This is a genomic window from Rhodoferax sp. P1_F3 (genome assembly GCF_056405715.1).
This window is the reverse complement of sequence record NZ_JBFUBO010000004.1, coordinates 260,147-284,989: the sequence shown is the minus strand read 5'-3', so window position 1 is coordinate 284,989 and position 24,843 is coordinate 260,147. Positions and strand designations below refer to the sequence as shown.

General features: G+C 60.9%; 22 protein-coding genes. 17 read left to right on the top strand and 5 right to left on the bottom strand.

Annotated elements, in window-relative coordinates; all coding sequences use genetic code 11:
* Window positions 1–23 precede the first annotated feature (23 nt).
* The 12 genes from AC1DZ5_RS09040 (at window position 24) to AC1DZ5_RS08985 (ending at window position 15,984) form a co-directional block, all read left to right on the top strand.
* Window positions 24–1,829, top strand: coding sequence for an extracellular solute-binding protein (locus AC1DZ5_RS09040; protein WP_477888219.1), 1,806 nt, complete (start codon window positions 24–26; stop codon window positions 1,827–1,829).
* Window positions 1,829–2,857, top strand: coding sequence for an ABC transporter permease subunit (locus tag AC1DZ5_RS09035; protein WP_477888217.1), 1,029 nt, complete (start codon window positions 1,829–1,831; stop codon window positions 2,855–2,857). The genes AC1DZ5_RS09040 and AC1DZ5_RS09035 overlap by 1 nt, the downstream gene beginning before the upstream one ends.
* A 4-nt stretch (window positions 2,858–2,861) precedes the next feature.
* Window positions 2,862–3,905, top strand: a complete 1,044-nt coding sequence (locus AC1DZ5_RS09030; protein ID WP_477888215.1) for an ABC transporter permease — start codon at window positions 2,862–2,864, stop codon at window positions 3,903–3,905.
* Window positions 3,902–5,503, top strand: a complete 1,602-nt coding sequence (locus AC1DZ5_RS09025; protein WP_477888213.1) for an ABC transporter ATP-binding protein — start codon at window positions 3,902–3,904, stop codon at window positions 5,501–5,503. The genes AC1DZ5_RS09030 and AC1DZ5_RS09025 overlap by 4 nt, the downstream gene beginning before the upstream one ends.
* A gap of 135 nt (window positions 5,504–5,638) precedes the next feature.
* Window positions 5,639–6,232 carry a ribosome maturation factor RimP gene (gene rimP, locus AC1DZ5_RS09020; protein ID WP_477888211.1) on the top strand — a complete coding sequence of 198 codons (594 nt, stop codon included), beginning with the start codon at window positions 5,639–5,641 and terminating at the stop codon, window positions 6,230–6,232.
* Window positions 6,233–6,310: 78 nt separating this feature from the next.
* Window positions 6,311–7,807, top strand: a complete 1,497-nt coding sequence (gene nusA / locus AC1DZ5_RS09015) for a transcription termination factor NusA (protein ID WP_310339060.1) — start codon at window positions 6,311–6,313, stop codon at window positions 7,805–7,807.
* 24 nt (window positions 7,808–7,831) lie between these two features.
* Entirely contained in the window at window positions 7,832–10,696 is a 2,865-nt protein-coding gene (gene infB, locus AC1DZ5_RS09010; RefSeq protein ID WP_477888208.1) for a translation initiation factor IF-2, read from the top strand.
* Between the two features lie 12 nt (window positions 10,697–10,708).
* A complete protein-coding gene (rbfA, locus tag AC1DZ5_RS09005; RefSeq protein WP_477888206.1) occupies window positions 10,709–11,080 on the top strand; it encodes a 30S ribosome-binding factor RbfA in 372 nt (123 codons plus the stop codon).
* 4 nt (window positions 11,081–11,084) lie between these two features.
* Window positions 11,085–12,086: a tRNA pseudouridine(55) synthase TruB gene (gene truB, locus AC1DZ5_RS09000; protein WP_477888204.1), complete on the top strand. Its 1,002-nt coding sequence runs from the start codon at window positions 11,085–11,087 to the stop codon at window positions 12,084–12,086.
* Between the two features lie 14 nt (window positions 12,087–12,100).
* Window positions 12,101–13,924, top strand: coding sequence for a translational GTPase TypA (typA, locus tag AC1DZ5_RS08995; protein WP_477888202.1), 1,824 nt, complete (start codon window positions 12,101–12,103; stop codon window positions 13,922–13,924).
* 78 nt (window positions 13,925–14,002) lie between these two features.
* Entirely contained in the window at window positions 14,003–14,875 is an 873-nt protein-coding gene (locus tag AC1DZ5_RS08990) for a DMT family transporter (RefSeq protein WP_477888200.1), read from the top strand.
* Window positions 14,872–15,984, top strand: coding sequence for an enoyl-CoA hydratase/isomerase family protein (locus AC1DZ5_RS08985; RefSeq protein ID WP_477888198.1), 1,113 nt, complete (start codon window positions 14,872–14,874; stop codon window positions 15,982–15,984). Before AC1DZ5_RS08990 ends, AC1DZ5_RS08985 begins: the two co-directional genes overlap by 4 nt.
* Window positions 15,985–15,993: 9 nt before the next feature.
* Here AC1DZ5_RS08985 and AC1DZ5_RS08980 read toward each other — a convergent pair whose 3' ends face one another.
* From AC1DZ5_RS08980 to smpB, 4 genes are all read right to left on the bottom strand, one after another.
* A complete protein-coding gene (locus AC1DZ5_RS08980; RefSeq protein ID WP_477888196.1) occupies window positions 15,994–16,818 on the bottom strand; it encodes an anti-sigma factor family protein in 825 nt (274 codons plus the stop codon).
* Window positions 16,819–16,829: 11 nt separating this feature from the next.
* Entirely contained in the window at window positions 16,830–17,366 is a 537-nt protein-coding gene (locus tag AC1DZ5_RS08975) for a sigma-70 family RNA polymerase sigma factor (protein ID WP_477888194.1), read from the bottom strand.
* Between the two features lie 20 nt (window positions 17,367–17,386).
* Window positions 17,387–17,800 (bottom strand): COG4315 family predicted lipoprotein, encoded by a 414-nt coding sequence (locus AC1DZ5_RS08970; protein WP_477888192.1) that lies wholly within the window; start codon window positions 17,798–17,800, stop codon window positions 17,387–17,389.
* A gap of 91 nt (window positions 17,801–17,891) precedes the next feature.
* On the bottom strand, window positions 17,892–18,365 hold the full coding sequence (smpB, locus tag AC1DZ5_RS08965; RefSeq protein ID WP_477888190.1) for an SsrA-binding protein SmpB: 474 nt from the start codon (window positions 18,363–18,365) through the stop codon (window positions 17,892–17,894).
* An 80-nt stretch (window positions 18,366–18,445) separates the two neighbouring features.
* On the opposite strand from smpB, the gene AC1DZ5_RS08960 reads away from it, so the two are divergent.
* Window positions 18,446–18,889, top strand: coding sequence for a type II toxin-antitoxin system RatA family toxin (locus AC1DZ5_RS08960; protein ID WP_477888188.1), 444 nt, complete (start codon window positions 18,446–18,448; stop codon window positions 18,887–18,889).
* Entirely contained in the window at window positions 18,879–19,226 is a 348-nt protein-coding gene (locus AC1DZ5_RS08955; protein WP_477888186.1) for an RnfH family protein, read from the top strand. Before AC1DZ5_RS08960 ends, AC1DZ5_RS08955 begins: the two co-directional genes overlap by 11 nt.
* 7 nt (window positions 19,227–19,233) lie before the next feature.
* Here AC1DZ5_RS08955 and AC1DZ5_RS08950 read toward each other — a convergent pair whose 3' ends face one another.
* Complete coding sequence (locus tag AC1DZ5_RS08950; protein ID WP_477888184.1) at window positions 19,234–19,755, bottom strand: DUF4124 domain-containing protein; 522 nt, start codon at window positions 19,753–19,755, stop codon at window positions 19,234–19,236.
* 74 nt (window positions 19,756–19,829) lie between these two features.
* Here AC1DZ5_RS08950 and guaB point away from each other — a divergent pair, with 74 nt between their 5' ends.
* The 3 genes from guaB (at window position 19,830) to AC1DZ5_RS08935 (ending at window position 24,841) form a co-directional block, all read left to right on the top strand.
* Complete coding sequence (gene guaB, locus AC1DZ5_RS08945) at window positions 19,830–21,299, top strand: IMP dehydrogenase (RefSeq protein ID WP_477888182.1); 1,470 nt, start codon at window positions 19,830–19,832, stop codon at window positions 21,297–21,299.
* 14 nt (window positions 21,300–21,313) lie between these two features.
* The gene (gene guaA / locus AC1DZ5_RS08940) at window positions 21,314–22,924 is read left to right on the top strand and encodes a glutamine-hydrolyzing GMP synthase (protein WP_477888180.1); all 1,611 of its coding nucleotides are present in this window, start codon (window positions 21,314–21,316) and stop codon (window positions 22,922–22,924) included.
* Window positions 22,925–23,059: 135 nt separating this feature from the next.
* Window positions 23,060–24,841: a putative bifunctional diguanylate cyclase/phosphodiesterase gene (locus AC1DZ5_RS08935; protein WP_477888178.1), complete on the top strand. Its 1,782-nt coding sequence runs from the start codon at window positions 23,060–23,062 to the stop codon at window positions 24,839–24,841.
* Window positions 24,842–24,843: the final 2 nt, after the last annotated feature.

Below are 24,843 nucleotides of genomic sequence, written 5' to 3'. Positions count from 1 at the left end.
TTGGTCTAGTGCAGAATTGTCGCATGCGAATTTTGGTGGCCTGGTTGTTGGCGTTAGGCAGTGTATGGACCTCGGGTGCGTGGGCAGCGCATGGCTATGCGCTTTGGGGTGACCTCAAGTACCCGGCCGGTTTTGCCCAGTTCGATTACGCCAATGGCAACGCGCCCAAAGGTGGCGAACTGCGCTTGGTGAGCAACCTGCGCGTTTCCACCTTTGACAAGTACAACCCCTTCACCATCAAAGGCACGGCACCGGCCTATTTGAGTGGCCTGATGTTCGACACACTGCTCGTCGGCTCGCTGGACGAAACGGCTGCCGGCTACGGCCTGCTGGCCGAAGACGTGAGTGTGGCCGCCGATGGCCTGAGCGCCACCTTTCGCTTGCGCAAGGAAGCTCGCTTCCACAATGGTGATCCGGTGCTGGCGCGTGATGTCAAGCACAGCTACGACACGCTGATTGGCCCCTTCACCTCACCCGCCTACAAGAGTCTGTTGGAGGATGTGGCGGGCGTGGATGTGGTGGATGCCACCACCGTGCGTTACCGCTTCAAGAAGCCCAACCGCGAGCTGCCGCTGACCGTGGGCGGCCTGCCGGTGTTCAGCCACCGTTGGGGTGAGGAAGGGGGCAAAGCCAAACCGTTCGACCAAGTGGTGATGGACATTCCGATTGGCAGTGGGCCGTACAAGATCGGCCCTGTGGTGTTTGGCAAGGACATCACCTATGTGCGTGACGCCAGCTACTGGGCCCGTGACCTCAATGTGCGCCGCGGTAGCGCCAACTTTGACCGCATCGTCGTCAAGATCTACAAGGACAACACCGCGCGCCTGGAAGCACTGAAGGCGGGTGAGTTTGACCTCATGCGCTTCTTCTCCGCGGGCGACTGGGCGCGCCGCGTCAACGGCCGCAAGTTTGACAGTGGCGAACTGGTCAAGGCCGAATTCAAGCACCGCTTGCCCACCGGCTTCCAAAGCTATGTGCTCAACACCCGCCGCGACAAACTGAAAGACGTGCGCGTGCGCCAGGCACTGGGTTTGGCGCTGGACTACGAGTGGATGAACCGCCAGATGTTTTACGGCGGCTACCAGCGTGTGCAGGACCTGTTTGGCAACACCGATTGCCAGGCCACCGGTGAGCCCTCGGCGGAGGAACTGGCGCTGCTGGAGCCCTGGCGCACCAAGGTACCCGCGGCCGTGTTTGGCCCCATGGCCGTACCGCCGCGCACCGATGGCGACAACTCTTTGCGCAACAACCTGCGCCTGGCACAAAAGCTGCTGAAAGACGCGGGCTGGGAATACCGTGACGGTGCGCTGCGCAACGCCAAGGGCGAAGCCTTTGAGCTGGAGTACCTGGACAGCGCGGAAACCGGTGTCCGCACCGTCGCGCCCTGGGTACGTAACCTGGAGAAGATTGGCGTCAAACTCAACTTCCGCCCGGTGGACTTTGCGCTCTACCAGCAGCGCCTGCAGAAGTTTGAGTTCGACATCACCTCCATCGCCTACGGTGGCACGCACAACCCTGGGCAGGAATACGCCGACATGTTTGGCAGCAAGGCTGCGGACACCGAAGACTCGGGCAACCTGGCGGGTATCAAGAGCCCTGCGGTGGATGCCCTGGTTGCTGGTATCACCAGCGCAAAGCGCAAGCAAGACCTGCTGCCCGCCTGCCGCGCACTGGACCGCGTCATCATGCACAGCTACATCCTGGTGCCGCAATGGTCCGCAGGCACCCACCGGCTGGCCTACAACGCCTGGCGCCTGGACAAGCCCGCCCAAATGCCGCCCTACGCCCAGGGTGAGGGCTGGGCCATTGACCTGTGGTGGGCCAAATAATGTTTCTCTATTCGCTTAAGCGTCTCGCCCTCATGCTGCCCACGTTGTTGGGCGTGCTGCTGCTGACTTTTGTCGTGATCCAGTTTGTGCCCGGCGGTCCCGTGGAGCAGTACTTGGCCGAGGCGAAGGCCGGTGCCGGTACGGGCACCGATGGTGGTGGTCTGGTCTACCGTGGCAGCCAGGGTGTGGACCCCAAACGCATTGCGCAGGCGCGGGCCCTGTATGGTTTTGACAAGCCCGCGCCCGAGCGTTTTTGGCAGATGCTGGTGCAGTTCGCCAAGTTCGACCTGGGCAAGAGCTTTTTCCACAACAAGGATGTGTCCACGCTGGTTTCGGAAAAGCTGCCCGTGTCCATGAGCCTGGGTCTGTGGACCTTCTTCATCAGCTATCTGATCGCCGTGCCGCTCGGCGTGGCCAAGGCCGTGCGTGCGGGCTCGCGGTTTGACTTGATCACCTCGTTGCTGGTGCTGGTGGGCTACGCGATTCCGGGCTTTGTGCTGGGCGTGGCGCTGCTGGTGATTTTTGGCGGGCAGTTGCAATGGTTCCCGCTGCGTGGCCTCACTTCGGCCAACTGGGAGACGATGTCCTGGGGCGCCCGCATCACCGATTACCTCTGGCACATCACGCTGCCAGTCACGGCCATGGTGCTGGGCAGCTTTGCCGTCACTGCCATGCTGACCAAGAACGCATTTCTGGAAGAAATCCGCAAGCAGTACGTGGTAACCGCCCGCGCTAAGGGCCTGTCGGAAGGCCAGGTGCTGTGGAAACATGTGTTCCGCAACGCTCTGATTCCCATCATCACGGGCTTCCCGGCCGCCTTTGTGGGCGCGTTCTTCACCGGGGCATTGCTCATAGAAACCCAGTTTTCCCTGGATGGCATGGGCCTGCTCAGCTATGAAAGCGTGATTCGCCGCGACTATCCCGTGGTCATGGGCACGCTGTATCTGTTCACGCTGATCGGCCTAGTCACCAAGCTGGTATCCGACCTCTGCTACGCCTGGGTGGACCCCCGTGTCACCTTTGACTAAACCCATGCCCGCCAACCCTGCCCACAGCCTGAGCCCCAGCCGCCGCGCCTGGCTGCGCTTCCGTCGCAACCGCTTGGGCTTTGCGAGCCTGATTGTTTTTTGTGCTTTGGTGCTGGTCAGTCTGGCAGCCGAACTGGTCTCCAGTGACCGGCCGCTGGTGGTGGTCTACCAGGGCCAGACCTACTGGCCCATGGTGCGCGACTACCCCGAAACCACGTTTGGCGGCGACTTTGCCACGCCCACCGACTACCTGGACCCTTTTATCCAACAGCGCCTGGCCGAGCCCGGCAACTGGGCGCTGTTCGCGCCCAATCCCTACGGTGCCAAAACGCTGAATTACTTTGCCCCCGCACCCAACCCGGCGCCGCCCAGCCGCGCCAACTGGCTGGGTACCGACGACCGCGGGCGTGACCTGCTGGCCCAACTGATCTACGGCTTCCGTGTGAGCGTGCTGTTTGCGTTGGCGCTGACCTTTACCGGCGTGGTGCTGGGCGTGGTCACGGGTGCCATCCAGGGTTTTTTCGGTGGCAAGACCGATTTGGCGTTTCAGCGTTTCATCGAAGTATGGGGCGCCATGCCCGAACTGTATTTGCTCATCATCTTCAGCGCGGTGTTCGCGCCCAGCATTGCGCTGTTGCTGGTGCTGCTGAGTCTGTTTGGCTGGATGGGCCTGTCCGACTATGTGCGCGCCGAGTTCCTGCGCAATCGCCAGCTTGACTACGTGCGCGCCGCGCGGGCCCTGGGCGTGTCCAACTGGAAAATCATCACACGCCATGTGCTGCCCAACAGCCTGACGCCCGTGGTTACCTTTTTGCCGTTCCGCATGAGTGGCGCGATTCTGGCGCTCACCTCGCTGGACTTTCTCGGCCTGGGCGTGCCACCGGGCACGCCGTCGCTGGGCGAATTGCTCGCGCAGGGCAAAAACAACATAGACGCCTGGTGGATTTCGCTCTCCACCTTTGGCGTGCTGGTCGTCACCTTGCTGCTACTGACCATGATGGGCGACGCCCTGCGCGATGCGCTGGACCCTCGAAAGCAGAACACGTGAGCGCCTCCACCCCCCTCTTGGATGTGCGTGGCCTGCGCATCGCCTTTGACGGTCGTGAGGTGGTGCACGGCGTGGACTTCCAAATCCAGCCCGGCGAAAAGCTGGCACTGGTGGGTGAATCCGGTTCGGGTAAAACCGTCACCGCGCTGAGCCTGCTGGGCCTGGCCCAAGGCGCGCGGGTGCAGGGCAGTGCCCGGTTTGGCATGGTCGAGCCAGTGAATTTGTTGGGCCTGCCTGAGCGCCAGCTGCGTGCCATCCGGGGCCAGGACATCGCCATGATCTTCCAGGAGCCCATGACGGCCCTGAACCCGGTGTTGACGATTGGCGAGCAGATTGCTGAGATATTGCAACTAAAACAGGGTCTAGCCCCCGCAGAATCTGCGCGAGCAGCTATTGAATTGATAGCGGATACCGGCATTGCCGAGCCTGCAAGGCGCTTCAAGGCCTATCCGCACCAGCTATCTGGCGGTCAGCGCCAGCGCGCCATGATCGCCATGGCGCTGGCCTGCAAGCCCAAGTTGCTCTTGGCCGACGAGCCCACCACCGCGCTGGATGTGACGGTGCGTCGCCAGATTCTCGATTTGCTGGACCAGTTGCAGCACAAATACGGCATGGCCGTGCTGCTGATCACCCACGACCTGAACCTGGTGCGCCAGTTTGCCGACCGTGTGGCGGTGATGGAAGCGGGCCACATCGTGGAACACGGCGCCGTGGCCGAGGTGTTTGCCCAGCCGCAGCACGCCTACACGCGTCGCTTGCTGGACAGCCGCCCCAGCCGCCACGTGCTGCCGGCTCAGCCAGATGCCGAGGTGCTGCTGCAGGGCGACGGCGTGCGCGTGGGCTACCCGGTGCCGCTGGGTGGCGTGAAGGGCTGGTTCCGGTCGGGCGAGTTTGTGGCGGTACAGGGCGCTGACTTTGCCGTGCCTGCGGGTCAAACGCTGGGCGTGGTGGGCGAATCGGGGTCCGGCAAGTCCACCCTGGCGCTTGCCGCCCTGGGGCTGCAGCGGTTTTCGGGCCATTTGTCGGTGCTGGGCCAGGCCTGGGGGCAGGGCGCCGCTGCGGACCAGGCATTGCGCAAAGGCCTGCAGGTGGTGTTCCAGGACCCCTTTTCGTCGCTGTCGCCCCGCTTGACGGTGGAGGAAGTCGTGGGGGAGGGACTGCTGGTGCACGCACCACATCTGGACACCGCCGCCCGCCGCAGCCAGGTGATCGAGGCGCTGGAGGCCGTGGGCCTGACGGATGCGCAGTTCCCTGGCCTGCTGGAGCGCTACCCGCACCAGTTTTCCGGCGGCCAACGCCAGCGCCTGGCGATTGCGCGGGCGCTGATCGTGCAACCCCGGGTGCTGGTGCTGGATGAGCCTACCAGTGCGCTGGATGTAACGATGGCGCAACAGATCCTGCAACTGCTGCAGCGCCTGCAGGCCGAACGCGGCCTGGCCTACCTGCTGATCACCCACGATGTGGCCGTTATCCGAGCCATGGCGCACCATGTGGTGGTCATGCAAGGCGGGCATATTGTGGAAAGTGGCGGCGTGGAACAGGTGCTGGACGCGCCCCAGCACGGCTACACCCGCACGCTGCTGGCGGCAGCCGAATAATTCCTTACGGATCAAGGGTCTTCGCACGGCTTTGTGGGTATAATCCAAAGCTCACGACCAAACGGGCGGGTAACTACCGCCCGTTTTTTTTGGTCGATTGTTTTTCACTCACGCATTCAGGCAGGCTTTACAGACGTGGCATTACAGGAAATCGTTGAACAAACCGTAGCAGGACTTGGATATGACCTGGTGGAGATTGAACGCTCCGCCGGAGGCTTGCTGCGCATCACCATCGATTTGCCCTGGACCGCGCCCGTGGAAGGGCAAGTTTCTGTCGAGCAGTTTGTCAACGTGGAAGACTGCGAAAAAGTTACACGACAGTTGCAGTTCGCTTTGGAAGTGGACGGCGCGGAATACAAGCGGCTCGAGGTGTCCTCGCCCGGTATTGACCGCCCACTGCGTCACACACAAGATTTTGAGCGTTTTGCGGGGCAGATCATTGACATCACCCTCAAGGCGCCCATGGGGGCAGCGGCCAATGGCCAGGTCAATGCCAACCGCAAGAAATTTCGCGGCACGCTGGAGCGTGTGGTGGTGGCCGACGGCACCGTGGGCTGGCAAATCGTCTGGAGCGATGCGCCCGAGCCCAAGCCCGGCCAAAAGGTCAGCAAAAAACGGATACCCCCGCCGATGCAGGCGCTGGGTTTCACGTTGGACGAGCTGCGCGACGCGCGGCTGGCACCGATTGTGAGTTTCAAGGGCCGCGGCAACGCCGGTCTGGTCGAGTGAGTGGCCGGGCCCAGCGGCTGCAGGCACCCATCCGAATTTTGGTTTTGTATTGATTAGAGTGTTCAGGAGAGTCATGGCATGAATCGCGAACTGTTAATGCTGGTGGAAGCAATTTCCCGAGAGAAAAACGTGGAACGTGACGTGGTGTTGGGCGCTGTGGAAGCAGCCCTGGCCCAAGCCACCAAAAAGCTGTACCCCGGCGAAGTGGATATCCGCGTCGCGCTGGACCGTGACAGCGGCAACTACGAGACCTTCCGCCGCTGGCATGTGGTCCCCGATGAAGCCGGCCTGCAACTGCCTGACCAAGAAATCCTGCTGTTCGAAGCCAAAGAACAAATCGCGGACATCGAGGTGGACGAGTACATCGAAGAGTCCGTGGCCTCTGTGCCTATCGGTCGTATCGGTGCCATGGCCGCCAAACAGGTCATCCTGCAAAAGATCCGTGACGCCGAGCGCGAAATGCTGCTCAACGACTTCATGTCGCGCGGCGAAAAGATCTTTGTGGGCACCGTCAAGCGCATGGATAAGGGCGACATCATTGTCGAGTCCGGTCGTGTCGAAGGTCGCCTGCGCCGCAGCGAGATGATCGCCAAGGAAAACCTGCGTACCGGCGACCGTGTGCGCGCCATGATCATGGAAGTGGACCTGACCCTGCGCGGCGCACCCATCGTGCTGTCGCGCTCGGCGCCCGAGTTCATGATTGAGCTGTTCCGCCAGGAAGTGCCCGAAATCGAACAAGGCCTGCTGGAGATCAAGTCCTGCGCCCGTGATTCCGGTTCGCGCGCCAAGATCGCCGTGCTGTCGCATGACAAGCGCGTGGACCCCATCGGCACCTGCGTGGGTGTGCGTGGTACCCGCGTGAATGCGGTCACCAACGAGCTGGCCGGCGAGCGCGTAGACATCGTGCTGTGGAGCGAAGATCCTGCCCAGTTCGTGATTGGTGCCTTGGCGCCTGCCAACGTGTCGTCCATCGTGGTGGACGAGGAGCGCCATGCCATGGACGTGGTGGTGGACGAGGAAAACCTGGCCATCGCCATTGGTCGTGGCGGCCAGAACGTGCGCCTGGCCTCCGAGCTGACCGGCTGGAAGATCAACATCATGGACGCGGCCGAATCGGCGCAAAAGCAAGCCAACGAGACCGACTCGGGCCGCAAGCTGTTCATGGAAAAACTGGACGTGGACGAGGAAATCGCCGACATCCTGATCGCCGAAGGTTTCACCAGCCTGGAAGAAGTGGCTTATGTGCCGCTGCAGGAGATGTTGGAAATCGAGAGCTTCGACGAAGACACCGTGCACGAGCTGCGCAACCGCGCCAAGGATGCGCTGTTGACTATGGAAATCGCCCACGAAGAGAGCGTGGACGAAGTGTCCCAAGACTTGCGCGACCTCGATGGACTCACTTCCGAATTGATCGGCAAACTGGCAGACGGCGGTGTTCACACCCGCGATGAATTGGCCGACCTTGCCGTGGATGAACTTACAGATATTACTGGCCAGTCCGCGGACGAAGCCAAGGCCCTGATCATGAAGGCACGCGCACATTGGTTTACCAATGACGCTGCTTCTCACGAGTAATGGTCATGAAAGGTTACACAAAATATGTCCAGTACGACCGTTGCCGAGTTTGCCAATGAACTCAAAAAATCGACCGACACCCTGCTTGAGCAATTGAAATCGGCAGGCGTCGCCAAGGCTTCGGCCTCTGACGTCCTGACCGACTCTGACAAGCACAGCCTGTTGAACTTCCTACAAAACAGCCACGGCACTGCCAGCCCTGAGCGCAAAAAGATTACCTTGGTGAAGAAGCAGACCACCGAGATCAAGCAGGCCGACGCCACCGGCAAGGCGCGCACCATCCAGGTTGAAGTGCGCAAGAAGCGCACCTTTGTTCGCCGTGAAGACGGTGTGGATGTGCCGGCGGAAGCGTCTGAGCAGGAGCTCGAAACGCCGGAATCTGTCGCTCCTGCGATTGACCACGCCGAACTGACCCGTCGCGAGGAAGAAGCACGCCGCCAGGCCGAGCTGATCCGCCGCCAGGAAGAAGATTTGGCTGAAAAACGCCGTGTACGTGAAGACGCTGAAAAACGAGAACGCGAAGCAGAAGAACGTGCCGCCAGTTACGCCGCCGCCGAAGCCCTGAAGAAAAGCCAGGCCTCCGCGACTGTGGCCGTGGCGTCGGACGAAGTTGCGCAGGCTGCTGCAGCGCGTGCTGCCGCGCAAGTGGAAGCTCGCGAAACCGCCGCTGCCGAATCCAAGGCACGTGCAGAAGAAGAGTCTGCCCGCGCTGTGGACCTGGGCGATCGCCGCCGCAAGGCCGAAGCTGAAGCCGCTGCCATTCGCATGATGATGTCGGCACCCAAGAAGGTGCTGGTCGCGAAGAAGCCTGAAGAAGTCAAGCCTGCCGCTGCTGGCGTCAAAGGCACGCTGCACAAGCCTGCCGTTGGCTCTGCCGTGGCCAAGCCAGTCAAACCTGCCGCCGGTGCGCCTGCGGGCGGTGGAGCGGCCGGTGCTGGCAAGGAAGTCAAATCAGCCAAGCTGTCGAGCAGCTGGGCCGGTGACCCTGCCAAAAAGAAGGAACTTAAGACCCGTGGTGACACCGGTGCCGGTGCTGGACGCTCCAGCAACTGGCGCAGTGGCCCGCGTGGCCGCCGTGGTAGCAACGACCGCGACCGCGACGACCACACGCAAGCCGTGCCGGTGGAAGCCCGCGTCATTGAAGTGCACGTGCCTGAAACTATCACCGTGGCCGAACTGGCCCACAAGATGGCCATCAAGGCATCGGAAGTGATCAAGTCGCTGATGAAGATGGGCCAGATGGTCACCATCAACCAGCCGCTGGACCAGGACACCGCGATGATCGTGGTGGAAGAAATGGGCCACAAGGCAGTGGTTGCTGCGCTGGACGATCCAGAAGCGTTCACCGACGACGATGTGGCGCAACAGGACGTCGTGTCCTTGCCACGCGCGCCTGTGGTGACCGTCATGGGCCACGTCGACCACGGCAAGACGTCGTTGCTGGATTACATTCGCCGCGCCAAAGTGGCCGCAGGCGAAGCCGGTGGCATTACCCAGCACATTGGTGCCTACCACGTGGAAACCCCACGCGGCATGGTGTCCTTCCTGGATACCCCGGGTCACGAGGCGTTTACCGCCATGCGTGCCCGCGGTGCGCAGGCTACCGACATTGTGATTCTGGTGGTGGCGGCCGACGACGGTGTGATGCCCCAAACCAAGGAAGCCATCAAGCACGCGAAAGCGGCCGGCGTTCCGCTGGTGGTGGCCATCACCAAGTCTGACAAACCCGATGCCAACCCTGAGCGCGTGAAGCAGGAACTGGTGGTCGAAGAAGTGGTGCCCGAAGAATACGGCGGTGATTCTCCGTTCGTGTCCGTGTCCTCCAAGACCGGTATGGGCATCGACGCCTTGCTGGAGCAGGTGCTGCTGCAGGCCGAAGTGCTGGAACTGAAGGCGCCGGTAGATGCCATGGCCAAGGGCCTGGTCATTGAAGCCAAGCTGGACAAGGGCCGCGGCCCTGTGGCCACGGTGCTGGTGCAGTCCGGTACGCTGAAGGCGGGTGACGTGGTGCTGGCCGGTCAGACCTATGGCCGTGTGCGCGCCATGCTGGACGAAAACGGTCGCAAGATCGAAACCGCTGGACCATCCATTCCTGTGGAAATCCAGGGCCTGACCGAAGTGCCGCAAGCCGGTGACGAGTTCATGGTGATGTCGGACGAGCGACGTGCGCGTGAAATTTCCACGTACCGCGCTGGCAAGTTCCGCAATACCAAGCTGGCCAAGCAGCAGGCAGCCAAGCTGGAGAACATGTTCTCTGACATTGGTGGCGGCGACGTCAAGATGCTGCCCATCATCGTCAAGGCCGATGTTCAAGGTTCGCAAGAAGCGTTGGCGCAATCGTTGCTCAAGCTCTCGACCGACGAAGTCAAAGTGCAAATGGTGTACTCCGCCGTGGGCGGTATCAGCGAGTCCGACATCAACCTGGCGATTGCATCCAAGGCCATCGTCATCGGCTTCAACGTGCGTGCCGATGCCGGTGCGCGCAAGCTGGCCGAAGGCAATGGCGTGGACATTCGCTACTACAACATCATTTATGACGCTGTGGATGAGCTCAAAGCCGCCATGTCCGGCATGTTGGCCCCCGAGAAGCGCGAAGAGATCATCGGTATGGCCGAGATCCGCACCGTGTTCGTGGCCTCCAAGATCGGTACCGTTGCGGGCTGTATGGTTACCGCTGGTTTTGTCAACCGCAACGCGCACTTCCGCCTGCTGCGCGACAACGTGGTGATCTACACCGGCGAGCTGGACTCCTTGAAGCGTATGAAGGACGATGTGCGCGAAGTCAAAGAAGGCTTCGAGTGCGGTATCAAGCTCAAGAACTACAACGACATCAAAGAAAACGACCAGTTGGAGTTCTTCGAGGTCAAGGAAATCGCCCGTACGCTGTAAGCGAAAGACCCCATGGTGCGCAAAAAGTCTTCCACCCCCAACCGCAGCTTTCAGGTTGCCGACCAGATCCAGCGGGATCTGGCCGAGCTGATCGCGCGCGAACTCAAAGACCCACGGGTGGGCATGGTGACCATCCAGGGCGTCGAAGTGACGCCGGACTATGCCCACGCCAAGGTGTTTTTCAGCTTGCTCCAAGGCAACCCGGTGGAAACCGGCGAAGGCCTGAACCAGGCGGCGGGCTTTTTGCGCGCCGGCTTGTTCAAGCGCTTGCACATCCATACGGTGCCCACGCTGCATTTCATCTTTGACCAGACCACGGAACGTGCTGCTGACATGAATGCGCTGATTGCGCGTGCAGTGTCGTCGCGCGCGAAAGAGGACTGAAACTATGAACGCGCCACGTGCACGGGTTGCAAGGCGCCCCGTGCATGGGGTGCTGTTACTGGACAAACCTATCGGGCTGTCCAGCAACCAGGCCTTGCAGAAAGCCAAATGGCTGCTGCGGGCGGAAAAAGCGGGCCACACCGGCACGCTGGACCCCCTGGCCACTGGCGTGTTGCCGCTGTGCTTTGGCGCGGCGACCAAGTTCAGCCAGATGCATCTGGATGCCGACAAGGCCTACGAAACCGTGGTGTGCCTGGGCGTGAAGACCAGTACGGCAGATGCCGAGGGCGAAGTGATCAGCGAGCGGCCGGTGTCGGTGACGCCCGCGCAATTGGATGCCGTGGTACAGCAGTTCACGGGGCCGATTGCCCAGGTGCCGCCCATGCACAGTGCCTTGAAGAAAGACGGCAAGGCCCTGTACGAGTACGCCAGGGCCGGGATTGAAGTAGAGCGCGCTGCGCGCCATGTGACGATTTATGCACTAAAAGTGCTGGAAGCCCGCGTAGATACTGCGCAACCAGCTATCAAAATGGTAGTGGATTGCAGCAAGGGAACCTACATCCGCACGTTGGGTGAAGACATTGGAGAGGCCTTGGGCTGTGGAGCCCACCTGAGCGCGCTGCGCCGGGTGCGCACCGGCGGGTTTAGCGAGGGCCAGTGCATCACGCTGGAGGCGCTGGAGGCCATGAGCGAGACCGAGCGGATGGCCTGTTTGCTGCCGGTGGATGCGCTGCTGCCAGAGCATGTGCTTGTCACACTGGACAGCGAGAATGCGGCACGATTTTTGAGTGGAATGCGCAGGCGTGGCCCTTGGCCCGATGCGGACCACGTGGCGGTGTATGCGGCAAGCCCCAGGGCTTTGCTGGGCACTGCGCGCGTGTTGGCGGGTGAGTTGATTCCGGTGCGGCTGCTAAGCCCGCAGGAAATCAATGAATCCCAGGCCCAGCAAGGGGCCATGGAACAGAGTTTGAATCGAGTTAATGAAACCTTGGCCCTCGGGGCGTAAGCAGAAAGTGAACCATGAGTAAACAAATCCGTAACATCGCCATCATCGCCCACGTCGATCATGGCAAGACCACCATGGTCGACCAATTGCTGCGCCAGTCTGGCACCTTTGCCGAACACGAAAAAGTGGTCGATACGGTGATGGACAACAACGCGATTGAAAAAGAGCGCGGCATCACGATTCTGGCCAAGAACTGTGCCGTGACTTGGGAAGGCACCCACATCAATATCGTGGACACTCCTGGACACGCGGACTTCGGCGGCGAAGTGGAACGTGCTCTGTCCATGGTGGACGGTGTGGTGCTGCTGATCGATGCCCAAGAAGGCCCCATGCCCCAAACCCGCTTTGTGACCAAGAAGGCCTTGGCCCTGGGCCTGAAGCCGATTTTGGTGGTGAACAAGGTGGACAAGCCAGGTGCGCGTCCCCAGCACGTGGTGAACGCCGCTTTCGACCTGTTCGACAAGCTGGGCGCGACCGACGAACAACTGGACTTCCCTGTGGTGTACGCCTCGGGTATCAACGGCTGGACTTCGCTGGAAGAAGGCGAAGCCGGTGAACAGTGGGGCCCCGACATGTCGGCCCTGTTCAACACCGTGCTCAAGCATGTGCCCTCGCAAAAGGGTGACCCCGCTGCCCCGCTGCAATTGCAAATCTCCGCGCTGGACTTCTCTACCTTCGTGGGCCGTATCGGCGTAGGCCGTATCAGCCAGGGCACCATCAAGCCCAACATGGACGTGGTCGTGATGGAAGGGCCAGATGGCAAATCTGTCAAGGGCCGTATCAACCAGGTGTTGACATTCCAAGGTCTGGATCGCGTGCAGGCACTTGAAGCCGGCCCCGGCGAAATCGTGCTGATCAACGGTATTGGCGACATTGGTATCGGCGTGACAGTGACCGACCCGCTGAACCCCGCACCACTGCCCATGCTGAAGGTGGACGAACCCACGCTGACCATGAACTTCTGCGTGAACACCAGCCCCTTGGCCGGCCGCGAAGGCAAGTACGTCACCAGCCGCCAGATTTGGGACCGCCTGCAAAAAGAACTGCAACACAACGTGGCGCTGCGCGTCAACGAAACTGACGAAGAAGGTATCTTCGAAGTGCTGGGCCGTGGCGAACTGCACCTGACCATCCTGCTGGAAAACATGCGCCGTGAAGGCTATGAAATGGCTGTATCCAAGCCCCGCGTGATGTTCCGCGAAATCAATGGCGAGAAGCATGAGCCCATCGAGCTGGTGACGGCCGACGTGGAAGAAATCCACCAAGGCGGCGTGATGCAAGCCCTGGGCGAGCGCAAGGGCGAGCTGGTGAACATGGAGCCGGACGGCCGTGGTCGTGTGCGCTTGGAATACCGCATTCCCGCACGTGGCCTGATTGGTTTCTCCAACGAATTCCTGAACTTGACCCGGGGTTCCGGCCTGATCTCCAACATCTTTGACAGCTATGAGCCGCACAAGGGTGACATCGGTGGCCGCAAGAACGGCGTGCTGATCTCCATGGACGCCGGTGAAATTTTCACCTACGCCCTGGGCAAGCTGGACGACCGCGGTCGTATGTTCGTGAAGCCTAACGACCCCGTGTACGAAGGCATGATTGTGGGCATCCACAGCCGTGACAACGATCTGGTGGTGAACGCCACGCGTACCAAGCAGCTGACCAACTTCCGCGTGTCCGGCAAGGAAGACGCGATCAAGATCACGCCGCCGATTGAGTGCACGCTGGAATACGGTGTGGAATTCATCGAGGACGACGAACTGGTTGAAATCACGCCCAAGTCCATCCGTCTGCGCAAGCGTCACCTGTCCGAAAGCGACCGCAAGCGCGCTGGCCGCTCCTGATGGCTTGCGGACGGCGCTTGCGCGTCGTCCTTGTCTGTTCGTGACTGGGGCCATGTGCCCCAGTTCTATTTGTTGCTTATGAAACTCACCCACACGCGTGCCGTGTTTCTGATGGTGGCAGTGACCCTGATGTGGTCCACCGCTGGTGTCATCACACGCCATCTGGAATTCGCCCGCAGCTTTGAAGTCACATTCTGGCGGGCTTTTTTCACCGTGCTCAGCCTGATGGTGATCCTGCCCTTTGCCAAAGGGCGGGACGTTTTCTACAAGATCCGCCACGCCGGCCTGCCGTTCTGGTTGTCCGGCCTGTGCTGGAGCGTGATGTTCACCGCCTTCATGGTGGCGCTCACGTTGACCAGCGTAGGCAATGTGCTGGTCACCATGTCCCTGGGGCCGCTGCTCACCGCGTTGATTGCGCGCATCTTCATTGGCCACCGGGTGCCGCTGCGTACCTGGGTGGCCATCGTGGTGGCCGGGGCGGGAATCGTCTACATGTATGCGTCCCAGCTGGACTCGGTGACCTTGCTGGGCACCCTGGTTGCGCTGTGCGTACCGATTGCAGGCGCCACCAACTGGACTGTGACCCAGCATTCGCATGACCAAGGCCACGATGTGGACCTGATGCCTGCCGTGTGGGTCGGTGCCGTCATCTCTGCGGTGGTGACGTTGCCACTGGCTTTCCCGTTGCAGGCCAGCGCGCACGACATCGCCTTGCTGGGCTTTCTGGGCGTGTTCCAGCTGGCTGTACCTTGTGTGTTTGCCGTACGCTGCGCCCAGATTCTCAAAGCCCCAGAAATTTCCCTTTTGCAGCTGCTGGAAGTGATTTTTGGCATTCTGCTGGCTTGGTTGGGCGCGAACGAAGTGCCCAGTAGCTCCGTGCTGTGGGGCGGGGCGTTGGTGATTGGTGCCCTGGTGGTGAATGAAGTGATTGGATGGAGAGAACGCGCATGACAGCCCAAATGCTCAACGATGATGTGATCACCGAAGTCCGTGGTCAGGTGGGTTTCATCACCCTGAACCGCGCCAAGGCGCTCAACGCGCTGAGCCTGGGCATGGTGCGCAGCCTGACGGCAACGCTCTTGGCCTGGAAGGATGACGCGACCGTGAAGGCGGTGGCGATCCGTGGCAGCACCAAGACGGGTGTGTTTGGTGGCTTTTGCGCCGGTGGTGATATCCGTTTCTTCCACCAGGCAGCCATGGCGGGCAATCCGGCGCTGGAAGACTTCTTCACCGAGGAGTACGCGCTCAACCACCTGATCCACCATTACCCCAAGCCTTACATCGCCTTCATGGACGGCATCGTTATGGGCGGTGGCATGGGAATCAGCCAGGGTGCGTCGCACCGCCTGGTGACCGAGCACACCAAGATGGCGATGCCCGAGACGAACATTGGCTTGTTCCCCGACGTGGGGGGCGGCTACTTTTTGAGCCGCTGCCCGGGGCGCACAGGTGAGTGGTTGGCGCTGACGGGCGATGTGATCGACGGCAGCACAGCCGTGGCCCTGGGTCTGGCCGATCAACTGCTTGAGTCCGCCCGTTTGCCTGAAGCTTGGGAGGCGTTGGCCGCCTTGGATTGGACGGCCCCAGCCCCACTGGATACCTGGGTCGCTATGGTTTCAGGAGCTGCTCGCGCAGATTCTGCGGGGGCTAGAGGCCAAATTGACCACTATTTCGCCATGGACAGCGTGCCGGCGATCGTACTGGCGTTGGAAGCCGATAGCAGCGAGTGGGCACAGCACACAGCCGCCACCTTGCGCAAGCGCTCGCCACTGATGCTGCATGTGGTGCTGGAGCAGGTGCGTCGCGCGCGCAGCATGACGCTGGCAGACGACTTGCGCATGGAGCGCGACATGGTGCGCCATTGCTTCTTTACGCAGCACCTGGGCCGATCCGGCGCTATGAGCGAAACCGTGGAGGGCATACGCGCTCTGGCGGTGGATAAAGACCACACCCCTCGCTGGAGCCCGGCGCGCATCGAAGAGGTGACCGCGGAGATGGTGGCGCCGTTCTTTGACAGCCCGTGGCCAGCACACCTGCATCCTCTGCGCGACCTGGCCTGACGCGAGTGCCTATAGCTGCTGGTACACCGACTGGGCCAGCTGCATCAGCCGGTCCCGTGGCACGGGGCCGGTAAGGGCGTAGCCAAAGCCTTGGTCCACCCAGTAGAAGCTGGAGATGGTGCCTTCGTTGGCAAAACGGAATGCAGACTCCTGTGCGTTCACACCAGCGCCGTCTCCCTGCACCGCGCCCAGGTACAGCGTCAGGCGTTCGCCCGCCGTGTTTTGGAACATGAACTGGGCTCTCACCGCAGTCACTCCGGCGTCGCCCGGTAGCAGGCGGCCACCCACCAACTCATAGCCCTGGCCCGTCAGATCGGGCACTTTCAGTGGGCGTCCCAGGCGCTTGGACAGCCATTTCACCAAGTGCTCCTGCTCGGCGCTGCCCACTTCCACCGGGTGGCGTACCTCGGGGGCATAGACCGCGTGGGCCAGGCTAGCCTGGCGCACAAAGTCGGCCGTGGGTTTACGCGGGGTTTGTTGGGCTAGTTGCTCGGCGGTGCGCCATTGGCCGTGAGCAAACCAGCCCACCGCGAACGACAGCAGCACGCTGGCCGCCAAGCCGCCCCAGCGCCAGACGGCGTTCGCCCGTGGGTCTCCTACTGCACCCAAAGCCGCCTGGGTCAGGTGTGTAGGCGGCGCTTCGTGGAGCAGTTCGGCGTGTAGGCCCTGCAGCAACGTGCGCTGCTGGCGCCATCTTGCCACGCTGGCTTGGGCCTCGGGGTCTTGCGCCAAGAGTGCCTCTACGGTTATCCGTTGGTTCACGTTCAGGCGGCCGTCGACCAGGGCATGCAGCGTGTCTTCAGACGGGGCAGAGGAGGGCGGCGGGGTGGTCATATCGGGTTCCATCAGCGGACAACGTGCAGGTTCAGCACTTCAGCGCCTGCGTGCGGTGTCGGGGTGGTGGCAGGGGCGTCCAGCAGCGCCTGCAGCCGGGCACGCCCGCGGGACAGGCGCGACATCACCGTGCCGATAGGCGTACCGGTGATGCGGGCCACGTCGGCATAGTTCATGTCTTCCAACGCCACCAGCAGCAGTACACAGCGCTGCTCTTCGGGCAGTTGCATCAGGCAGCGTTGCAGGTCCACGGCAGTGTCCACGCCTGAGTGGGGCGCCGCCACACTGTGCAAGGCGTCTTCGGCATCCACCAAGGGGGCGGCCTGCTGCTGGCGCACTACGCGGCGGATGTCATTGGCGTGGATGTTGTGCATCAGCGTGAACAGCCAGGCCCGCAGGTCGGTACCTAGCAGCCAGAGCCGCCACTTGGAACAAGCGCGTTCCAGCGTGTCCTGCACCAGGTCATCCGCCGCCCAGGCGTTGCCCGTCAGGGCGCGCGCATAACGGCGCAGCCCGGGAATGTGCAACACGAGAGCGGAACGGTCCATGCCTGGTTTTAGTCAGCCGGTCAGTAGGCAGAGCCAGCGGCCGGAGCGGGCATGGGCGTCGGCATTTTGACCACGTGCCATACGTTCATGAAGCCGTCTCCGGTGGTGTCGCCGGCCTTGGTGTCCTTGATCCAAAAATACAGTGGCTTGCCCTGGAAGGCCCATTGCTTATTCCCGTCGTCGCGGGTCACGAGGGAGTAGTTGCCCTGGGGTTTGTCGGTTTCTGTGGCCATGAGGGGCGGCCAATTCGTGGCGCAGGGGCCGTTGCAAACCGATTTGCCGCTGCCGGCGACATCCTTGTCAAAGGTATAGAGCGTCATGCCGTTGGCGCCGCTCAGCAGGCCATTGCTCACTTTGACAGCGGCAGGGTCGGCCATGGTGGCGCAGGCGCCCAGCAGGGCGGTGGCAAGGGTCAGTGCGGCGATGAGTTTCATGGGGTGCTCCAGTAAATGGGTTGGGCAAACGGTTGCTTGCTCCCCGGATAAACACCCACGGGGCCGGGTTTATTCCCTGCCCTTGAAAAAATTAGCGGTTGCGGTCTTTCATGGCCCGCTCGACTTCGCGCTTACCTTCCCGGTCCTTGATGGTGTCGCGCTTGTCGTGCTCGGCCTTGCCCTTGGCCAGCGCAATGTCACACTTCACCTTGCCGCTTTTCCAGTGCAGGTTGATAGGTACCAAGGTATAGCCCTTTTGCTCCACCTTGCCAATGAGGCGCTTGATCTCTGTCTTGTGCATCAGCAGCTTCTTGGTGCGCACCTTGTCCGGGCTCACATGGCTGGAGGCGGTGTGCAGCGGGTTGATCTGCAGGCCGATAATGAACAGTTCGCCATTGCGGACCACCACATAGCCGTCGGTCAGTTGCACCTTGCCCTCGCGCAAGGATTTGACCTCCCAGCCTTCCAGCACCAGGCCCGCCTCAAAGCGCTCCTCAAAGAAGTAATTGAACGCGGCCTTTTTGTTGTCGGCGATGCGGGTTGCGGTTTCGGGTTTTTTGGCCATTGCACTCAGATGGGGATGACAGACGGGAAAGAAAGAGACGCTAGTGGGCTTGTCTACAATCCCGCGCAGACCGCCATTCTATGAAAACTGTTCACAAGTCCGTTCTGATCTGGTACAGCCCGCAAGAGATGTATGCCCTGGTGACCGATGTTGCCCACTATCCCGAGTTCCTCCCTTGGTGTGACCACGCGGTGGTTTTGGAGCAGAACGCCGATGGCATGACAGCCGAAGTGGGCATCTCATTCGGCGGTATCCACCAGACCTTTACCACCCGCAACACCCATACCGAGCCCAGCCAGGTGGGCATGCAATTGGTCAAAGGGCCTTTTTCTAAGCTGGATGGCCAGTGGAATTTCCATCCCCTGGGCGATGGTTCGCAGCGCGCCTGCAAGGTGGAACTGTCGCTGAACTACGGTTTTGACAATGCCACGCTGGGCAAGCTGGTCGGCCCGGTGTTCGACAAAATCGCTGCCAGCATGGTGGACGCGTTTGTGAAGCGTGCGCAGCAGGTGTATGGCGAATAGTCACTTGCTGTCCATCACCGTGGTCTATTGCCCGCGGCCGCGGGAGGTGCGTGAGCAGGCGTTGCAGGTCGAGCCAGGGTGTACCGCGGGCTCGGCCGTTCAGCAAAGTGACCTGTTACGCGACACGCCGCAGACAGAGGTGGACGGGTTAACTCTGGGAGTGTGGGGGCGTCGCGTCAGCGGCAGCCACCCTCTGCGCCAGGGCGACAGGGTGGAGTTGTATCGACCTTTGTTGGTGGATCCCAAGGTGGCACGCAGGGAGCGGTTTGCCAAGCAAGGGGCCAAGTCGGCCGGCCTGTTTGCCAAGCGCAGGGCGGGCGCCAAGGCTGGTTACTGAAGTCTGCTTACCTGCAGTCCGCGTCGATGATGCCCTGAATGCGCTTGGCTTCCGCGGCGCGGGCTGCGTCGTCCATGACTTCGCGTTCGCCAGCGGCGTTGGTGCGTACCACGCGTGGGCTTGCATCAAAAGTGTTTTTTGCTTGCTTGGCACGTGCGCAGTTTTCGATTTTCGCTTTGGTCATGCGCTCTTCTTCGACCTTCTTTTTGGCCGCATCCGCATCTGCTGCCTGTTTCTTCTTGGTTTCCAGCTCCTTGTCGATGCCCACTCCCTTGGCGGCGCTCGCAGGTAGCGCAGGCGCTGCAGGGGCACTCGTTGCGCCAGGATCCTCGGTATTTCCAACCTGTGCTGCGGGAGCGACACGCTGGCCTGCTGGGCGTTTCAAAATATTTTTATCGGGAATATCCGCACCGGGTGCGCGGTCACTGAAGACCTTGCGCCCGTCCTTGTCTAACCACTGCCATTGGGCCCAGGCGCCTGCGGCAGAGAAGGCCAAAACGGCTGCCAAGAATGCGTGAAACGGTTTCATGATGTCAAGTGTAGCGCGCGGACCAGAGCAAGGCCAAATTGACACGGGTACAATCTGATTTTTGGAGCTTTGACATGCGCCTTCTCGGCAAAGCGCTGACCTTCGACGATGTGTTGTTGGTGCCAGCGTTCTCCCAAGTCCTTCCCAAGGACACCAGCCTCGCCACCCGTTTTTCTCGCAACATCGCACTGAACTTGCCGCTCGTTTCAGCGGCCATGGACACTGTGACGGAAGCCCGTTTGGCCATCGCCATCGCGCAAGAGGGCGGTATGGGGATTGTTCACAAAAACCTGACCGCTGCGGAGCAAGCTGCGCAAGTATCCAAGGTCAAACGCTACGAGTCGGGCCTGCTGCGCGACCCCGTGGTCATTACGCCCGATACCACCGTGCGCCAAGTGATTGCGCTCTCCGAGCAACTCGGTGTGTCCGGTTTTCCGGTCTGCGACGGTGGCAAAGTGGTGGGTATCGTGACTGGGCGTGACTTGCGGTTTGAAACCCGTTACGACCAAACCGTGCGCGAGATCATGACGCCCCGTGAGCGTCTGATCACCGTACCCGACGGCACGACGCCAGAAGCGGCCAAGGCGTTGCTGAACAAGCACAAGCTGGAGCGTCTGCTGGTGGTCAATGACGCCTTTGAGCTTAAGGGCCTGATCACCGTCAAAGACATTACCAAGCAACTCAACTTCCCCAACGCCGCTCGCGACGCTACAGGTCGTTTGCGCGTAGGTGCAGCAGTGGGCGTTGGCGAGGGCACTGAGGCTCGCGTGGAAGCGCTGGTGGCTGCTGGCGTAGACGCCATCGTGGTGGACACTGCGCACGGCCATAGCAAGGGCGTGATTGATCGCGTGCGCTGGGTCAAACAGAACTTCCCTCAGGTAGATGTCGTGGGCGGTAACATCGCTACGGGTGCTGCAGCTTTGGCACTGGTTGAAGCTGGTGCCGACGCTGTCAAGGTTGGTATTGGCCCTGGCTCCATCTGTACCACGCGCATCGTGGCGGGTGTTGGTGTTCCCCAGATCATGGCCGTAGACAGCGTGGCCACGGCTTTGCGCGGTACGGGTGTTCCCCTGATTGCTGACGGCGGTATCCGTTACAGCGGTGACATCGCTAAAGCGATTGCCGCAGGCGCCGGTACTGTGATGATGGGCGGCATGTTTGCCGGCACTGAAGAAGCGCCGGGCGAAGTGATCCTGTACCAGGGTCGTAGCTACAAGAGCTACCGTGGCATGGGCAGCATTGGCGCCATGCAGCAAGGCAGTGCAGACCGTTACTTCCAGGAGTCCAGCACCGGCAATCCCAATGCCGACAAGCTGGTGCCTGAAGGCATTGAAGGCCGCGTGCCCTACAAGGGTTCCATGGTCTCCATCGTGTTCCAGATGGCCGGCGGCATTCGCGCCAGCATGGGCTACTGCGGTTGCGCCACGATTGAAGACATGCAGAACAAGGCCGAGTTTGTGGAAATCACCACGGCGGGTATTCGTGAAAGCCATGTCCATGACGTGCAAATCACCAAAGAAGCCCCTAACTACCGCGCTGATTGACCGGACTCCCGCCCATGCACCAGAAAATACTGATTCTTGATTTCGGTTCTCAGGTCACCCAACTGATCGCCCGCCGCGTGCGCGAAGCCCATGTGTTTTGCGAAGTCCATCCCTGCGATGTGAGCGATGAATGGATCCGCAACTACGCGGCTGACGGCAATCTGAAGGGCATCATTCTGTCCGGCAGCCACGCCAGCGTGACCGAAGAAAGCACTGACCGCGCGCCCCAGGTTGTGTTCGAACTCGGCCTGCCGGTGCTGGGCATCTGCTACGGCATGCAGACCATGGCCCAGCAGTTGGGTGGCAAGGTGGAAACCGGCCATACCCGCGAATTTGGCTTTGCCGCCGTGCGCGCCCGCGGCCACACCGCACTGTTGAAAGACATCGCCGACTTCACCACTGCGGACGGCGAAGGCATGCTGAACGTATGGATGAGCCACGGTGACAAGGTCACCGAGCTGCCACCCGGCTTCAAGTTGATGGCCAGCACCGACGGCTGCCCTATCGCCGGCATGGCCGACGAAGCGCGCAAGTTCTATGCTGTGCAGTTCCACCCCGAAGTCACCCACACCGTGCAAGGCCAGGCGCTGCTGAACCGCTTTGTGCTGGGCATCTGCGCCACCAAGCCTGACTGGGTGATGGGCGACTACATCAGCGAAGCCGTCGCGCGTATCCGCGAGCAGGTGGGTGATGAAGAAGTGATCCTGGGCCTGTCCGGCGGCGTCGACTCGTCGGTGGCCGCGGCCCTGATCCACCGCGCGATCGGCGACCAACTGACCTGCGTCTTCGTCGACCACGGCCTGCTGCGCCTGAACGAGGGCGACATGGTGATGGACATGTTCGTCGGCAAGCTGCACGCCAAGGTGATACGCGCCGATGCTTCCGATCTGTTCCTGGGCAAGCTGGCTGGCGTCAGCGACCCGGAAGCCAAGCGCAAGATCATCGGCGGCGAGTTCGTCACCGTGTTCAAACAAGAGGCTGCCAAGCTCAAAGGCGAGGGCGCCAAGGGCGCCAAATGGCTGGCCCAGGGCACGATTTACCCCGACGTGATCGAGTCCGGCGGGGCCAAGAGCAAGAAGGCCGTCACCATCAAGAGCCACCACAACGTGGGTGGCCTGCCTGAACAATTAGGGCTGAAGCTGCTGGAGCCGCTGCGCGAATTGTTCAAGGACGAAGTGCGCGAACTCGGCGTGGCCCTGGGCCTGCCACACAACATGGTGTACCGCCATCCGTTCCCCGGTCCCGGCCTGGGTGTGCGTATTCTGGGCGAGGTCAAAAAGGAATATGCCGACCTGCTGCGCCGCGCCGACGCGATCTTCATCGAAGAGCTGCACAACTTCACGGACGAAGCCACGGGAAAAACTTGGTACCAGCTGACCAGCCAAGCCTTCACCGTATTTCTGCCAGTGAAAAGTGTGGGCGTGATGGGCGACGGCCGCACCTACGACTATGTGGTGGCTTTGCGTGCCGTGCAGACCAGCGACTTCATGACTGCCGATTGGGCCGAGCTGCCCTACGCGCTGCTGAAGAAGGTGTCGGGCCGCATCATCAACGAGGTGCGTGGAATCAACCGTGTCACCTATGACGTGAGCAGCAAGCCACCTGCAACGATCGAGTGGGAATGAGTCCTTGCTATTCCTGCCCTTAGCTTGAGGGTTATCCCGGGTGTGGCTCTCATTTCAATGCTTTGGGCCTAAAAAATGAAGTCAGCGCCCTCTGTGGCGCTGACTTTTTATGGAAGCTTGGTGCACAATGTTTCCATGAATACCGAGAATCTGCTGGGCCTCCACACAGACTCCGACTCCCTTCATTTTTTGGAGGATGAGGTCGTTGACGGTGGTGTGAAAGAGGCAGTCTGGCGTTTGTTGGTTGTTGACGATGAGCCCGATGTACACCGGGCGACAACATTTGCTTTGGCCGGGGTGAAGATACTGGGGCGTCCCCTGCAGTTTCTCCATGCCTACTCCGCATCCGAAGCCACGCAGATACTGCACACCGAACGCGATGTGGCGGTGGTTCTGCTGGATGTGGTGATGGAACGTGAAGACGCCGGCTTGGCCTTGGTCAAAACCATCCGCCAAGAGCTCAAACTCACGGAGTTGCGCATCATCTTGCGCACCGGCCAGCCCGGCTATGCCCCCGAAATTGAGACCATCCACGATTTCGACATCAACGACTACAAAACCAAGTCGGAACTGACGAGAACCAAGCTTTATGCGACAGTGACCGCGGCATTGCGGGCCTACGAACAAATCCGAAAATTGGATGAGCTGGCTTTTTACGACCGACTGTCCTGCCTTCCCAACAGAAACAAGTTCATCGACCTGAGTGAGATGCGCTTGGCATCCGGCGGATGCTCGGACGATGTGATTGCGATTCTGGATATTGACGATTTCTCGGAGATCAACGATGCCCTGGGTCACCAGCAAGGCGATCGTCTGCTGCAGGCGGTGGCCGATCGCCTGAAGGCTGAGTTGGGTTCAGAGGTGGTGTTGGCACGCATTGGCAGCGATACCTTTGGTTTGATGGGCGGTACACAGCTGGTGAACCCGTTGCGGGTGCTGGCCATGTTCCGTGAACCCTTCTTGGTACAGGATGACTCCATGGTCGTTACCGCGACCATGGGACTGACCAACCATCTATCCGAGGGGGTCTCCGGACGCGATGCCTTGAAGGACGCCAACATCGCGCTCAAGCGGGCGAAGAAAAGTCGCCGTGGCAGCTTTGTCATGTTTTCCTCGGAAATGGGATCAGACATCCGTGAGCGGGTGCGACTTTTGCAAAGCTTGCGTAGCGCAGTAGAGAGTGAACGCCTGTTCATTGTCTACCAGCCACAAATCAACTTGAATAGCGGCAAAGTAGTCGGCATGGAGGCCTTGATCCGTTGGCGCAATGAGGATGGCACCTTTGTGCCGCCCGACCGTTTCATTCCATTGGCAGAAGCGTCGGGCATGATCGTGGCGATTGGCGATTGGGTTCTGCGCATGGCCTGCCACGAGCTGGTGCGCCTGCAGGCATTGGGGCTTGCGGACCTGAGAATGTCGGTAAACGTTTCACAGATCCAATTCCGCCACCCCGAGTTCTTGGACAAACTGAACGCAGCTTTGTTGGACACTGGTATCAGTCCCCGTTGCCTGGAGCTGGAAATCACGGAATCAGTGGCCATGGAGGACGCAGACTTCATGCTGGAGACCCTGCATTTGGTACGAGAGCTGGGGATCTCCATTGCGATTGACGACTTTGGCACCGGTTACTCGTCACTGAGCCAGCTGCGCCAGTTGCCCATTGACCGGCTGAAAATTGATCGTGCATTTGTGTCTGAGATTCAAGATGGCGCCTCCGGTGGCCATATCGCCTCCATGGTGATTGAGTTGGGACGGAATTTGAACCTGACAGTGATCGCTGAAGGCATTGAAGACGAAAAACAGGCGCAGCGGCTGCGTGAGCTCGGTTGCCATGAAGGCCAAGGCTACCTGTATGCGCGGCCCATGACGCCCCCACTTCTCAAGGAGTGGTTGCAGGCGAGAGACCACCCACCTTGATC

Coding starts and splice junctions, on each gene's coding strand:
- AC1DZ5_RS08960 (WP_477888188.1), top strand. CDS start 18,446: ATGAAAACTGTTCACAAGTCCGTTCTGATCTGGTACAGCCCGCAAGAG.
- AC1DZ5_RS08950 (WP_477888184.1), bottom strand. CDS start 19,755: ATGAAACCGTTTCACGCATTCTTGGCAGCCGTTTTGGCCTTCTCTGCC.
- guaA (WP_477888180.1), top strand. CDS start 21,314: ATGCACCAGAAAATACTGATTCTTGATTTCGGTTCTCAGGTCACCCAA.
- AC1DZ5_RS08985 (WP_477888198.1), top strand. CDS start 14,872: ATGACAGCCCAAATGCTCAACGATGATGTGATCACCGAAGTCCGTGGT.
- typA (WP_477888202.1), top strand. CDS start 12,101: ATGAGTAAACAAATCCGTAACATCGCCATCATCGCCCACGTCGATCAT.
- infB (WP_477888208.1), top strand. CDS start 7,832: ATGTCCAGTACGACCGTTGCCGAGTTTGCCAATGAACTCAAAAAATCG.
- AC1DZ5_RS08970 (WP_477888192.1), bottom strand. CDS start 17,800: ATGAAACTCATCGCCGCACTGACCCTTGCCACCGCCCTGCTGGGCGCC.
- AC1DZ5_RS08990 (WP_477888200.1), top strand. CDS start 14,003: ATGAAACTCACCCACACGCGTGCCGTGTTTCTGATGGTGGCAGTGACC.
- AC1DZ5_RS09040 (WP_477888219.1), top strand. CDS start 24: ATGCGAATTTTGGTGGCCTGGTTGTTGGCGTTAGGCAGTGTATGGACC.
- AC1DZ5_RS09030 (WP_477888215.1), top strand. CDS start 2,862: ATGCCCGCCAACCCTGCCCACAGCCTGAGCCCCAGCCGCCGCGCCTGG.
- AC1DZ5_RS08955 (WP_477888186.1), top strand. CDS start 18,879: ATGGCGAATAGTCACTTGCTGTCCATCACCGTGGTCTATTGCCCGCGG.
- smpB (WP_477888190.1), bottom strand. CDS start 18,365: ATGGCCAAAAAACCCGAAACCGCAACCCGCATCGCCGACAACAAAAAG.
- rbfA (WP_477888206.1), top strand. CDS start 10,709: ATGGTGCGCAAAAAGTCTTCCACCCCCAACCGCAGCTTTCAGGTTGCC.
- AC1DZ5_RS08975 (WP_477888194.1), bottom strand. CDS start 17,366: ATGGACCGTTCCGCTCTCGTGTTGCACATTCCCGGGCTGCGCCGTTAT.
- guaB (WP_477888182.1), top strand. CDS start 19,830: ATGCGCCTTCTCGGCAAAGCGCTGACCTTCGACGATGTGTTGTTGGTG.
- nusA (WP_310339060.1), top strand. CDS start 6,311: ATGAATCGCGAACTGTTAATGCTGGTGGAAGCAATTTCCCGAGAGAAA.
- AC1DZ5_RS08935 (WP_477888178.1), top strand. CDS start 23,060: ATGAATACCGAGAATCTGCTGGGCCTCCACACAGACTCCGACTCCCTT.
- AC1DZ5_RS08980 (WP_477888196.1), bottom strand. CDS start 16,818: ATGACCACCCCGCCGCCCTCCTCTGCCCCGTCTGAAGACACGCTGCAT.
- truB (WP_477888204.1), top strand. CDS start 11,085: ATGAACGCGCCACGTGCACGGGTTGCAAGGCGCCCCGTGCATGGGGTG.
- AC1DZ5_RS09035 (WP_477888217.1), top strand. CDS start 1,829: ATGTTTCTCTATTCGCTTAAGCGTCTCGCCCTCATGCTGCCCACGTTG.